11 protein-coding genes and 2 tRNA genes are annotated in these 11330 nt (G+C 72.5%); 3 read left to right on the top strand and 10 right to left on the bottom strand.

Annotation, left to right across the window (positions count from 1 at the left end; translation table 11 throughout):
- Positions 1–157: 157 nt before the first annotated feature.
- The 4 genes from ACPC54_RS37845 to ACPC54_RS37830 all read right to left on the bottom strand — a co-directional run bounded on the left by ACPC54_RS37845 (position 158) and on the right by ACPC54_RS37830 (position 3528).
- On the bottom strand, positions 158–820 hold the full coding sequence (locus tag ACPC54_RS37845) for an ATP-dependent Clp protease proteolytic subunit (RefSeq protein ID WP_363648351.1): 663 nt from the start codon (positions 818–820) through the stop codon (positions 158–160).
- Positions 821–876: 56 nt separating this feature from the next.
- A complete protein-coding gene (locus ACPC54_RS37840; RefSeq protein ID WP_498971529.1) occupies positions 877–1482 on the bottom strand; it encodes an ATP-dependent Clp protease proteolytic subunit in 606 nt (201 codons plus the stop codon).
- Positions 1483–1766: 284 nt separating this feature from the next.
- Positions 1767–3155: a trigger factor gene (tig, locus tag ACPC54_RS37835; protein ID WP_498971525.1), complete on the bottom strand. Its 1389-nt coding sequence runs from the start codon at positions 3153–3155 to the stop codon at positions 1767–1769.
- Between the two features lie 299 nt (positions 3156–3454).
- Positions 3455–3528 (bottom strand) — tRNA-Pro (locus ACPC54_RS37830).
- 202 nt (positions 3529–3730) lie between these two features.
- Here ACPC54_RS37830 and ACPC54_RS37825 point away from each other — a divergent pair.
- A tRNA-Gly gene (locus ACPC54_RS37825) sits at positions 3731–3804 on the top strand.
- A 62-nt stretch (positions 3805–3866) separates the two neighbouring features.
- Here the strand turns inward: ACPC54_RS37825 and ACPC54_RS37820 are convergent.
- Positions 3867–4406: a DUF6197 family protein gene (locus ACPC54_RS37820; RefSeq protein WP_498971523.1), complete on the bottom strand. Its 540-nt coding sequence runs from the start codon at positions 4404–4406 to the stop codon at positions 3867–3869.
- 188 nt (positions 4407–4594) lie between these two features.
- On the opposite strand from ACPC54_RS37820, the gene ACPC54_RS37815 reads away from it, so the two are divergent.
- On the top strand, positions 4595–5383 hold the full coding sequence (locus tag ACPC54_RS37815) for a DUF6348 family protein (protein ID WP_498971521.1): 789 nt from the start codon (positions 4595–4597) through the stop codon (positions 5381–5383).
- Positions 5384–5525: 142 nt separating this feature from the next.
- Here ACPC54_RS37815 and ACPC54_RS37810 read toward each other — a convergent pair whose 3' ends face one another.
- From ACPC54_RS37810 to ACPC54_RS37795, 4 genes are all read right to left on the bottom strand, one after another.
- Positions 5526–5723 (bottom strand): hypothetical protein, encoded by a 198-nt coding sequence (locus ACPC54_RS37810; RefSeq protein WP_045696875.1) that lies wholly within the window; start codon positions 5721–5723, stop codon positions 5526–5528.
- A 478-nt stretch (positions 5724–6201) separates the two neighbouring features.
- Entirely contained in the window at positions 6202–7428 is a 1227-nt protein-coding gene (locus ACPC54_RS37805; RefSeq protein WP_498971519.1) for a PP2C family protein-serine/threonine phosphatase, read from the bottom strand.
- A 297-nt stretch (positions 7429–7725) separates the two neighbouring features.
- The gene (locus ACPC54_RS37800; protein WP_045696877.1) at positions 7726–8211 is read right to left on the bottom strand and encodes a ribose-5-phosphate isomerase; all 486 of its coding nucleotides are present in this window, start codon (positions 8209–8211) and stop codon (positions 7726–7728) included.
- A gap of 67 nt (positions 8212–8278) precedes the next feature.
- Complete coding sequence (locus tag ACPC54_RS37795; RefSeq protein WP_498971517.1) at positions 8279–8890, bottom strand: biotin transporter BioY; 612 nt, start codon at positions 8888–8890, stop codon at positions 8279–8281.
- A gap of 270 nt (positions 8891–9160) precedes the next feature.
- Between ACPC54_RS37795 and ACPC54_RS37790 the strand changes: the two genes are divergently transcribed.
- Positions 9161–10570 carry an amino acid permease gene (locus ACPC54_RS37790; protein ID WP_498971515.1) on the top strand — a complete coding sequence of 470 codons (1410 nt, stop codon included), beginning with the start codon at positions 9161–9163 and terminating at the stop codon, positions 10568–10570.
- A 67-nt stretch (positions 10571–10637) separates the two neighbouring features.
- Here the strand turns inward: ACPC54_RS37790 and ACPC54_RS37785 are convergent, their stop codons facing one another.
- Entirely contained in the window at positions 10638–11270 is a 633-nt protein-coding gene (locus ACPC54_RS37785; protein ID WP_498971513.1) for a mycothiol-dependent nitroreductase Rv2466c family protein, read from the bottom strand.
- Positions 11271–11330 lie beyond the last annotated feature (60 nt).

Here is an 11330-nt window from a genome sequence, read left to right as displayed (position 1 = left end):
AGTTTCCTGGCGGGGGGGGGGGTGCCCTGCTTGTGCGGGGGGTTTCCCCTCCGCCGGGGGCTTTTTGATCCCCACCGGGGGCCGGGGGGGGGGGGCCCGCCCCCCCGGGGGGGGGCCCCCCGGGGGGGGGGCCCCCCCGCTCCGGCGAGTGCTGGCCTCAGGAGGTCAGCGAGGTCTTGCGGGTGGAGATGATCTGGTCGATCAGGCCGTACTCGACGGCCTCCTCGGCGGTGAGGATCTTGTCGCGCTCGATGTCGTCGCGCACCTGCTCCACCGACTTGTTGGAGTGCTTCGAGAGCATCTCCTCCAGCTGCTCGCGCATCCGGAAGATCTCCTTGGCCTGGATCTCCAGGTCCGACACCTGACCGCGGCCGGTCTCGGTGTACGGCTGGTGGATCAGGATACGGGCGTTCGGCAGCGCCATCCGCTTGCCGGGGGTGCCGGCGGCGAGCAGCACGGCCGCGGCGGAGGCCGCCTGGCCCATGCAGACCGTGGTGATGTCCGGCTTCACGTACTGCATGGTGTCGTAGATGGCCGTCAGGGCCGTGAACGAGCCGCCGGGCGAGTTGATGTACATCTGGATCTCGCGGTCCGGGTCCATCGACTCCAGGCACAGCAGCTGCGCCATGATGTCGTTCGCCGAGACGTCGTCGACCTGCGAGCCGAGGAAGATGATGCGCTCCTCGAACAGCTTCGCGTACGGGTCGTACTCGCGGATGCCCTGCGTGGTGCGCTCGACGAAGCGCGGGACGATGTAGCGGCCCTCCGCACGCATGTCCTCGACGCGGGCCTGGGCGGCCGACAGGCTGGGGATGTTCATGGGGGTTCTTGTCCTCCGGGGCGTTGGGGCTGTGGTCTCGTGGGCCGGGCCGAGGCTCAGGCGCCCGTGCCGCCGCCGCCGGGGACGTCCGCGGCGCTGTGCATGATCTCGTCGATCAGACCGTAGGCCTTGGCCTCCTCCGGGGTGAACCAGCGGTCGCGGTCGGAGTCCGCGGTGATCTGCTCGAAGGTCTGGCCGCTGTGGTGCGCGATCAGCTCGGACATCCGCTTCTTGGTCCGGAGCAGCTGCTCGGCCTGGATCCGGATGTCGGTCGCGGAGCCGCCGAGGCCCGCGGAGGGCTGGTGCATCAGGATGTTGGCGTTCGGCAGCGAGAAGCGCTTGCCGGGGGTGCCGGCGGTCAGCAGGAACTGGCCCATCGAGGCCGCCATGCCCATCGCGATGGTGACGATGTCGTTCTTGATGTACTGCATGGTGTCGTAGATCGCCATGCCGGCCGAGATCGAGCCACCCGGAGAGTTGATGTAAAGGAAGATGTCCTTGTCCGGGTCCGCGGCCAGCAGCAGCAGCTGGGCGGTGATCTTGTTGGCGATGTCGTCGTCGACCTGCTGGCCGAGGAAGATGATCCGCTCGTTGAGCAGCCGGTTGTACACCTGGTCGCCAAGGCCGCCGAGCACGTCACCAGCGGCGGCGTGCGGCGCCATCGGGCCAGGCGTCTGGATCTGCGGGAACGTCACTTAGCCACCTGCTCAGTCGGTTTGGAGGGCCGCTCCACGGCTCTCACGGTGTCGCACAGCTTCCGGGTATCACGTCGTGATTGGTGCTGTCCAAGGACCCTAACGCGCAGGCCGGGCCGCAGAATCCCTCACGCAGAACTGTTCGCTGTGAGCGCAGGGTCGCGCCCTGCCGCGGGTGGGACGACGGCGGGCCCGGACACCGTACGGCGTCCGGGCCCGCTGCGCGTTGCCTCAGGGGGCTACCGGGGCACTCAGGCCTCGGTGCTCTCCTCGGTCTTCTCCTCGGCGGCGGCCTCGACGGTCTCGGCCGTCTCGTCCTCGTCGTCGAAGTTGACCTCGTTGCCCTCGGTGTCGACGACCTTGGCGGCCTCGACCACCGTGGCCAGCGCCTTGCCGCGGGCGACCTCGCCGACCAGCAGCGGAACCTGACCGCCCTGGACGACCTGCTGCGCGAACTGGTCCGGGGTGAGGCCCGAGCCGGCGGCGCGGCGGATGAGGTGCTCGGTCAGCTCCTCCTGGTTAACACCCAGCTCCTCGTCGGCGACGATCTGGTCCAGGACGAACTGGGTCTTGATGCCCTTCTTCGCCTGCTCCTCGATCTCCGCGTCCCACTCCTCGCGGGACTTGCCCTGGGTCTCCAGGTAGGTGTCGAGGTTCAGGCCCATCGGCTCCAGCTGGTGGTGCTCCAGGTTGTGCTTGCGGGTCTGGATCTCGTCCGCGAGCAGCTTCTCCGGGAACTCGATCTCGACCAGGGCGAGCAGCGCGTCGAGCACCTTCTCCTGGGCCTGGGTGGCCTGGTCGTACTCCTTCATGCGCTCAAGGCGCTTGCGGGAGTCGGCGCGCAGGTCCTCCAGGGTGTCGAACTCGCTGGCCAGCTGGGCGAACTCGTCGTCCAGCTCCGGCAGCTCCTTCTCCTGGACGGCGGTGACGGTGACGGTGACCTCGGAGGTCTTGCCCGCCTGGGTGCCGCCCTTGAGCTCGGTGCTGAAGGTCTTCTCCTCGCCGGCCGACAGGCCGACGACGGCCTCGTCGATGCCGTCGATCAGACGGCCCGAGCCGATCTCGTAGCTCACGCCGGTGGCGGTGCCGTCCTCCGGCACCTCGCCGTCGACCTTGGCGACCAGGTCGACGACCACGACGTCGCCCTCGGCGGCGGCGCGCTCGACGTCCTTGACGGAGGAGAAGCGCTCGCGCAGCTGCTCCAGCGACTTGTCGATGTCCTCGTCGGCGACCACGATCGGGTCGACGGTCACCTCGATGGAGGAGAACTCCGGCAGGGTGATCTCGGGACGGACGTCCACCTCGGCGGTGAACTTCAGGTCGCCGCCATCGGCGATCTTCTCGACACCCTCGATGTTGGTGATGTCGGGCTGGCCGAGGACCTCGATCTTGCCCTCGTCGACGGCCTGCGTGTAGAAGCGCGGCAGGGCGTCGTTGACGGCCTCTTCCAGCACGGCACCACGGCCGAAGCGCTGGTCGATGACCCGGTTCGGGATCTTGCCCTTGCGGAAGCCCGGGACCGAGACCTGCTGGTTGATCTTCTTGTACGCCGCGTCGAGGCTGGGCTTGAGCTCCTCGAAGGGCACCTCGACGGTGAGTCGAACCCGGGTCGGGTTCAGAGTCTCGACGGCGCTCTTCACGGTTAGGTCTCCTATGGGCTTGCGGTCGGGTTGCCTCCGCCCGTACCCGCCGCCCGGCCTGGGGCCGGTACGGGCGGTTCGGACGAGACGGGCGATGGGCGGTTGGAGCTGCATCTCCCGTGGGGGGTGGACGGTGAGCGTGACTCCTCGCCCTCGTGCGGTCGACCTGGGTGGACGCCACAGGGACTACCGCCAGCGCCCCATCCTACCGGTACCACGAAAGGCGGACGCCAGACGCCACCGTACCGCCCTACAGAACAGGGCCCCGCCCCGGTGGGCGAGACCCTGCGCACTCACTGTCGGGGTGACCGGATTCGAACCGACGGCCTTCCGCTCCCAAAGCGGACGCGCTACCAAACTGCGCCACACCCCGTGGTGCCGAGAGGAAGCGTACACGGCGGGCCAGTTCGGCTCGTGGAGTTGTTCCGGGGCCGCTCGGAGGTTCCTCCGGGGCCGCTCACGGGCCCCGCGGGACAGCTCCGGGGGCCGCCCGGCGAAAATGCGGTGTGCATGAGGACGGCGGGACCAGGTACGCTGTCCCAGACCTTCCGGCCGCGGACGCGCCGGATGATCATGCGGGCGTAGCTCAATGGTAGAGCCCTAGTCTTCCAAACTAGTCACGCGAGTTCGATTCTCGTCGCCCGCTCCACAGGTCCGGCCCCGGTGCGCTCCGCGCCGGGGCCGGACGCGTTCGCGGGCCCGGTGCGCCCGCTAGAGGCCGAGGCGGCCGGCCCGGGCCGCGGCCCGGTCGAGCAGCTGGTGGACGTCGCCCGCGCGGGTGGTGGGCCGGTCGTTGTACTCGTCCGGAGAGCGCGCCGGGCGGCCGGTGGCGTGCAGCACCTCCATCAGCTGGACCCGGGCGGTGCGCACGGTCGCCGGGGTGCCGTAGCCGTGCGCGAGGACGGCGGCCTGGGCGCCGAGCAGGCAGACCCGGCCGGCGGAGTCCCACATGGCGCCCTGCAGCCAGCCGAAGGCGCCGAGGTAGCGGGAGGCCAGCCGCAGGTGGTCGGCGGCGCTCACCGGCACCGGGCGCGCCGGGCGGCGCAGTGCCCGGTCGAGCAGGGTGGCGCGGGGCTCCGGGTAGCCGGCGTGCCAGGGCCGCGGAGTGCTGCCGTACGGGCAGACGTACGGCACCGGGGTGCGGGCGGGGGCGGGCAGCGAGGCGAGGTAGGCCTCGATCTCGGCGACCAGGCCGGAGCCGTCCGGATGGAGCGGGTACGGCGGCGGGGATGCCGGGGCGGTGCGGGGCATGCGGGTTCTCCGGGCGGGCGGACGTCGGGTTCCGCTCCCCAAAGTGGGGCATACGGGATATTTCCGCGACCGGAGGGCGGAGCGGAACGAACGGTTTCCCGCTCGGGTGCCGGGCCGATAGCCTCGGCCCGTTCGAGCGCGGTTCGAACGGGCCCCGCCCGCCGCGCTCCCCGAGTGGAGGAGTCCCGGTGCGTCCCGAGGAGCGACTGGCCGTCATACAGCGCTGTGTGGTGCTGGAGATGGCGCGCCTGGGCCAGCAGTTCACGGTCGACGGCGAGGTCGTGCGCGGCCCGGGCACCACGGCCGTGGCCGTGCGCGAGCACCCGGGCGACGACGGCGGCGGGCACGTGGACCTCGGCTTCGTGCTGCAACTGGGCCGGGCGGACGCCCCGGTGGTGTGGGACTGCGCGGCGGGCCTCGGCAAGACCGAGGAGGAGAAGCTCGCGAACGCGGTGAAGATGTGGGCGACCACCACCGCCTCGGTGCTGGTCGAACTGGCCGAGGGGCGCGGGGTGCACGCGGACCGCCTGGAGGTGCCGGGGCTCCCGGGCTGGCAGGCGATGCAGGGGCCGGCCGCGGTGTTCGGCTTCGGCAACGAGCACCTGGCGGCGTGGCTCGCCGAGAACCGGGTGCTGCCGGCGCTGGCGCCCGCGCTGCGGGCCGGGCTGGCCGGGCCCGGGCCGGTGGGGGTCAAGCTCTTCCTGGGCGGGAAGGCGGGCGACGACGTGGCCGAGGTCCGGGTGGGCGGCGAGGTCTCGGAGGCGGCGTCGGCGGCGCTGCGCGCGCTGGACTGGCCGCGCGGCGAACGGCTGTGCTGGGCAAGGATGTTCGTGCTACTGACGGTCGAGCCGGCGGTACGCCCGGCCGAACGGTCGGACGGTGCGGCGGCGCTCGCGGCAGCGGTCGCGGCGGCCCCGGCGGTGCGCCCCCGGGGCCTGTTCGCCCGCTGGCGGGAGGCGAGACGGGCCAGCCGGTGACCGCTACTCGCCCGCTCGCCTCCGGGGCGCTCCTGACCCGGTGTCGACGGTCGGCGTTCCCTCGCTCCTCCCTTTCGACACCGGCGCGCCCCTTCGGCTCGGGGCGGGCCGGTCGGGGGGATGCGCGGACGGCCCGGCCGGATCAGCCGCCGGTGATGCTGGAGATGCTGTGCGCCAGGTTGGACAGCAGCGAGTTGATCGAGCTGGCCATGGTGGTCTCGTGCAGCATGAAGCCGAACAGGGCGGCGACGATGCCGTGCGCGATCTTCATCTGCTTGTTGCGGATGAAGATGATGCACAGGATCGCGAACAGGACCAGCGCGGAGACGGAGAGTGCCACCCGGACTCACTTCCTCGTTTTCATAGCGTGGCGCCACCACCCGGTGGCACCTGCGAAAGCCGGACCCCGGCCTGTCCGACGGTCCCGAGGCGGAATCGCGGACCGTCCGGCACACCGCCGGTGCGGGGGCCCACGGTGGACCGCTGTCTGCTGCGCCGCACGTGTCGCCCCCCATCCCCCGAATCCTGAACAGTCCCGCCCGGACTCAGTGTGGTCGACCGTGCCGATTGCGTAAAGGTCTGACAGTCAGCCCAACGCCGATATCCTGCGGTGCGGGACGAGTTTCCGCCGACCGGGACGATAGCCGAGCCGTTCTGACGAATCGTCGGCGGGGCGGTGCTGAGCGGCCGGGAAGCGGTCCGGGGCGGGGAACGGAAGCCGCTGGTCCGGTCCGTCGACGGGCCGTCCGATTTGGCCGAAGATCTGCTGCCGGGGTTGACAGCCGCTGCCCCCGGCATGTGCCGAGGGCAGGTCGGTCTCAGTCCCGCCAGAGCAGCAGGACGGCACGGTCGTCGTTGATGTCCCGGGCCACCGTCTCGATGAGCGCCGCGGCCGCGCCCGCGCCGGTGCCGGGGCCGCCGCCGGGCACCAGCCGGTCCGCCTCCCCCATCAGCCGGTCCATGCCCTCGGAGAGGTCCCGGCCGGGCGCCTCGACCATGCCGTCGGTGCACAGCATCAGCACGTCGCCGCGGTTCAGCCGGCCGCGCACGCCGTCGAACTTGGCGCCGTCGTAGATCCCGAGCAGCGGGCCCTCCGCCTCCTTGACCTCCCAGCGGCCCTCGCCGGCGAGGCGCTGCATGCCCGGCAGGTGGCCGGCCGACAGCAGCTCGTACTCGCCGGTGTCGAGGTCCAGCACCAGGTGGACGGCGGTGGCGAAGCCCTCCTCCCAGGACTGGCGCAGCAGGTAGCCGTTGGCGGCGGGCAGGAAGTCGTGCGCGGGCAGCGAGCCGACCAGGCCGCCGAAGGCGCCGGACAGCAGCAGCGCCCGGGAGCCGGCGTCCATGCCCTTGCCGGAGACGTCCGCGAGGACCACCTCCAGCAGCCGCTGGCCCGGCCCGGTGCGGGCGGCGACCACGAAGTCGCCGGAGAAGGACTGCCCGCCGGCCGGGCGCAGCGCCATGTCGGCGTGCCAGCCGGCCGGCAGCTCGGGCACCCGGCTCTGCACCCGCAGGCGCTCGCGCAGGTCGAACAGCATCGTGGAGCCGCCCCACCAGGGCACGCCGACCCGAGCCCGGAACTGGGCCAGCAGCAGGCCGCCGACGCCGGCGGCGCCGACCACCAGGGCGGCGCCGGGGGTGACGCCGTAGACGTAGGCCTCCGGGTTCTCGCTGGCGACCCGCTGGCCGGTGTGGATCACGGACTCGGCGGAGAGGCCGATCGCGGCCAGCGCGTACAGCACCACCAGGCTGCCGGGGCGCAGCAGCAGCGCGCCGGCCAGGATCGGCAGGACCAGGGTGGTGGGCGGGGCCCAGTCCGGGATCCAGATGTTGAGCAGGATCATCAGCGGGACGAGCAGGGCGAGCGCGCAGAGCACCGGCCAGTCGGCGGCGCCGCCGCGGAAGTAGTCCACTCCGGCCGTGCGCAGCCTTCGGCGGGCCCGGCGGAGCCTCCTGCGCAACCGGGCCGTCACGGGGTCGGACGCCGCGGTGGCGCCGGGCCTCGTCGCAGTCGTCTGGGGCGGTGCGCCCGGCGGTCTGCCAGCCATGGGGTCCGACCCTATCCACGGGTGCGGCCCGGCGTCGACGGCTCGGGGGCGGGCGTCGTCCGACGGGCGCGGGAGCGTCAGCGGGTTTCGGCCGATCGGCGCGCCGGCGGGCGCGGCGTCAGGAGGCGTGCGCCGGTTGGCCGGAGAGAGCCTGCGGGTGGTGCGCGCACCCCGCGTGCGGGGGTGCCGCGCACGCCGGTGCCTGTGGCCGATCCCACAGGCGGGCGGGGGGCCGGGAACGGCGACGGCCGGCCGCACGGGAGGGTGCGGCCGGCCGGGAGGGTGGACGGGAGGGGATCAGCCCTGCGGGTGGTGGGCCGGGATGGGCGGCAGCTCGCCGGTGGTCTCGTACTCGCTCAGCATCTCGATCCGGCGGGTGTGCCGCGGCTCGCCGCTGTACGGGGTGTTGAGGAAGACCTCGACGAACTTCGTGGCCTCGTCCTCGGTGTGCATCCGGCCGCCGATGGAGATCACGTTGGCGTTGTTGTGCTGGCGGCCGAGCTCGGCGGTCTGCACGCTCCAGGCCAGCGCCGCGCGGACGCCCTTGACCTTGTTGGCGGCGATCGCCTCGCCGTTGCCCGAGCCGCCGATCACGATGCCCAGCGCCTCCGGGTCGGCGGCGGTGCGCTCGGCGGCGCGCAGGCAGAACGGCGGGTAGTCGTCCTCGGCGTCGTAGATGTGCGGCCCGCAGTCGACCGGCTCGTGGCCGGCCCCCTTCAGCCACTCCACCAGGTGGTTCTTCAGTTCGTATCCGGCATGGTCGGAGCCCAGGTACACGCGCATGCCATGAGTGTGGCATGCGGGTGCGCCCGGGCTCCGCAGGGGGCGCCGGCGGCGGCGCCGTGGGGGCTCAGCGCTTGCCGACGAGCTTCCAGGCCAGCGGCAGGGCGCCGGCCGCGAGGACGGCCTTGAGCGCGTCGCCGACCAGGTACGGGTAGAGGCCCAGCTCGGCGGCGCGGGCCAGCGGCACGTGCAGCGAGGCGGCCAGGTAGGGGACGCCGACCGCGTAGATCGCCAGACTGCCGAGGACCATGGTGACGGCGGTGTTCACCGGGGTGCGGTCGGCGCCGCGGCGGGCCAGCGCGCCGGTCAGGCCGGCGGCGAGGACGAAGCCGAGCACGTAGCCGAGCGAGGGCATCGTCCAGCCGGAGGTGCCCTCGGCGAACCAGGGCATGCCGGCCAGGCCGGCCAGCAGGTAGAGGGCGAGCGAGGCGACGCCGCGGCGGGCGCCCAGCGCGGTGCCGACCAGCAGGGCGGCGAAGGTCTGGCCGGTGACCGGCACCGGCGAGCCGGGGACGTTCACCGAAAGCTGCGCGGCGGCACCGGTCAGCGCGGCGCCGCCGGCCACCAGGGCCAGGTCACGGACCTGGGCGCCGAGGCGGGTGGAGGCGGCGGGCAGCAGGTCGGCGAGAACGGCGCGGCGCCCTATCGGGGTGGCGGCCGGGGTGGCGGCAGTGGCCATCGGGGATTCCTCCGTGAGGTCCAGGTGAGTGAACACCTGTGAACCTACGTGGTGATCCACTCCGGCACCGCCAGGGATTCGGACAAAGGAGCGACCGCGCCACTTGTCGGGTCCGGGTCGAGCGGCACGCAGCGTGACGGGTCCGGGGCGCTTCGTGACCGCCCGGTCCGCATGGTGGGCCCGTGCCGAAACCGGTTGGCATGGACAGGGGCGTCCCCGGATATTGGACAACTCATGCCGCATTCCGCACAGTCTGGAAGTTCCACGCCCATGGCCCCCACCACCGCGCCCACGGCGCCCGGGACCACCGACGCCGGGCCGGCCACCGGCCAGCAGCTCGGCCACGGTCTCAAGCCGAGACACCTGTCGATGATCGCGCTGGGCGGGGTGATCGGCGCCGGCCTGTTCGTCGGCTCCGGCGCGGGCATCGCGGCCGCCGGCCCCGCGATCATCCTGGCCTTCGTCCTCTCCGGCCTGCTGGTCATGCTGATCATGCGGATGCTCGGCGAGATGTCCGCCGCCCGGCCCGCCTCCGGCTCGTTCTCGGTGCACGCCGAGAAGGAGCTCGGCCCCTGGGCCGGGATCACCGCCGGCTGGATGTACTGGGTGATGCTCTGCTGCGGCGTCGCCGCCGAGGCCACCGCCGCCGGGAAGATCGTCAACGGCTGGATACCCGGGGTCTCCTCCTGGGTGTGGGTCGCCCTGTTCATGGCCTTCTTCTGCGCCAGCAACCTCACCGCGGTGAAGAACTTCGGCGAGTTCGAGTTCTGGTTCGCCGCGATCAAGGTCACCGCGATCGTCGCCTTCCTCGTCATCGGCGGGCTCGGCGTCGCCGGCGTGATCGGCCCCGGCGCCCCCGGCACCACCAACCTCACCGGCCAGGGCGGCTTCCTGCCCACCGGCAGCAGCGGACTGATCGTCGGCCTGCTCGCCTCCGTCTTCGCCTACGGCGGCCTGGAGACCGTGACCATCGCCGCCGCCGAGTCCGACGACCCCAAGCGCAACGTCGCCAACGCGGTGCGCACGGCGGTCTGGCGGATCGCGATCTTCTACATCGGCTCGATGGCGCTGGTCGTCACCCTGGTCTCCTGGAAGGACCCGGCGGTCGTCACGGACGGCCCGTACGTCACCGTGCTGCACCACCTCGGGGTGCCCGGCGCCGGGGCGATCATGCAGGCCGTGGTGCTGATCGCGCTGCTGTCCGCGATGAACGCCAACATCTACGGCGCCTCCCGGATGGCGTACTCGCTGGTCGGCCGCGGCCAGGGCCCCAAGGCGCTGGCCAAGGTCGGCGGCGGGGTGCCGCGCCGGGCCGTGCTGGCCTCCTGCCTGTTCGGCTTCGCCGCCGTGCTCGCCTCCAAGGTCTGGCCGGACACCGTGTTCACCTGGCTGATGAACACCACCGGCGTGGCCATCCTGGTGGTCTGGCTGTTCATCTGCGTCGTCCAGCTGCGGATGCGCCGCCGGCTGGAGCGCGAGGCGCCCGAGCTGCTCACCGTGAAGATGTGGGGCTACCCGTACCTGACCTGGGTCGCGATGGCCGCCGTGGTCGGCATCCTCGGCCTGATGACCACCACCGAGGGCGACCGCCAGCAGCTGTACGCGGCCGGCGTGCTGGTCGCGCTGCTGGTCACGGCCGGGCTGGCCAAGCAGCGCCGCGACGCGGCCGCCGCCCGCTGACCCTCCCGAACAGCCCGAGGGCCCCCGGAAGCCGAGCTTCCGGGGGCCCTCGCACGTCCACCGGGCCCTACTCGAAGGACGGGCCCGCCGTCCGGGTGCGCTTGATCTCGTAGAAGCCCGGGGTGGAGGCCACCAGCAGGGTGCCGTCCCACAGCCGGGCCGCGGCCTCGCCCTTCGGGGCCGGGGTGACCACCGGGCCGAAGAACGCGACCCGGTCGCCGTCCGCGCCCTCCACCGCGATCACCGGGGTGCCGACCTCCTCGCCGACCAGGCCGATGCCCTCCTGGTGCGAGGCGCGCAGCGCGTCGTCGTGGTCCTTGCCGCGGGCCGCGTCCGCCAGCTCGGCGGGCAGGCCGGCGGCCACCAGGGCGGCCGTGATCGTCTCGCGGTCCTGCGGCAGGCCCTGGTTGTGGAAGCGCAGGCCCAGCTCGGTGTAGAGCCGGCCCAGCACCTCGCTGCCGAACTTCTGCTCGGCCGCGATGCACACCCGCACCGCGCCCCAGGCGTTGTCCAGCAGCTCGCGGTAGTTCGCCGGCAGGTCGCGGTGCTCGTTCAGCACCGACAGGCTCATCACGTGCCAGCGCACGTCGACCGGGCGCAGCTGCTGCACCTCGATCAGCCACCGGGACGTCATCCACGCCCACGGGCAGGCCGGGTCGAACCAGAAGTCGGCGGTCTTGCGCTCAACGGCAGTCGTCACTGCGAGTCGTCCTTCGTGAGGTGGTCCGAGGCAGGGCACGGGCACTGCGCCCCCACCGAC

It is taken from the genome of Kitasatospora sp. NPDC094028, assembly GCF_049543595.1.
Lineage (GTDB): Bacteria > Actinomycetota > Actinomycetes > Streptomycetales > Streptomycetaceae > Kitasatospora.
This window is presented reverse-complemented; position numbering and strand designations above follow the sequence as displayed.

Excerpts from the sequence above, each read along its gene's own strand:
- ACPC54_RS37845 (WP_363648351.1), bottom strand. The coding sequence starts at position 820 with ATGAACATCCCCAGCCTGTCGGCCGCCCAGGCCCGCGTCGAGGACATG.
- ACPC54_RS37840 (WP_498971529.1), bottom strand. The coding sequence starts at position 1,482 with ATGGCGCCGCACGCCGCCGCTGGTGACGTGCTCGGCGGCCTTGGCGAC.
- ACPC54_RS37820 (WP_498971523.1), bottom strand. The coding sequence starts at position 4,406 with ATGCCCCGCACCGCCCCGGCATCCCCGCCGCCGTACCCGCTCCATCCG.
- ACPC54_RS37805 (WP_498971519.1), bottom strand. The coding sequence starts at position 7,428 with ATGGCTGGCAGACCGCCGGGCGCACCGCCCCAGACGACTGCGACGAGG.
- ACPC54_RS37800 (WP_045696877.1), bottom strand. The coding sequence starts at position 8,211 with ATGCGCGTGTACCTGGGCTCCGACCATGCCGGATACGAACTGAAGAAC.
- ACPC54_RS37795 (WP_498971517.1), bottom strand. The coding sequence starts at position 8,890 with ATGGCCACTGCCGCCACCCCGGCCGCCACCCCGATAGGGCGCCGCGCC.
- ACPC54_RS37790 (WP_498971515.1), top strand. The coding sequence starts at position 9,161 with ATGGCCCCCACCACCGCGCCCACGGCGCCCGGGACCACCGACGCCGGG.